Raw genomic sequence first — 251 nt, 5'->3', positions numbered from 1 at the left:
CAAACGCGGGCATAAATCGCTCACAACGTTCTTCGCTTCGCATCTGGAGCAAATTGCGCCGGCATCGGCACAGATCGGCGATATCGTCGTGATCCTTGTTGATGGCGGCGAGCATGTCGGCGTTTGCCTCGGCGCGTCCGGGCGCTTTGAAACCAAGACCGCTGCCGGGCCGGCCTATTTCCGCGTCACCGACTGCATAGCGGCATTTCGCACCTGACCTGATCTGAAGGCAAAATCTCCATGATTTTCAC

Annotated in this window: 1 protein-coding gene; it reads left to right on the top strand. The window is 57.8% G+C overall.

The window, feature by feature from the left end:
• Positions 1 to 217: DUF6950 family protein (locus SB775_RS32020; protein ID WP_410865317.1), on the top strand; the 217-nt coding region annotated here is incomplete at its 5' end.
• Between the last annotated feature and the right edge of the window lie 34 nt (positions 218 to 251).

The organism is Peribacillus sp. SIMBA_075 (genome assembly GCF_046534585.1).
Note: the sequence above shows the minus strand (reverse complement) of the source record. Positions and strands in the feature narration are given on the sequence as shown.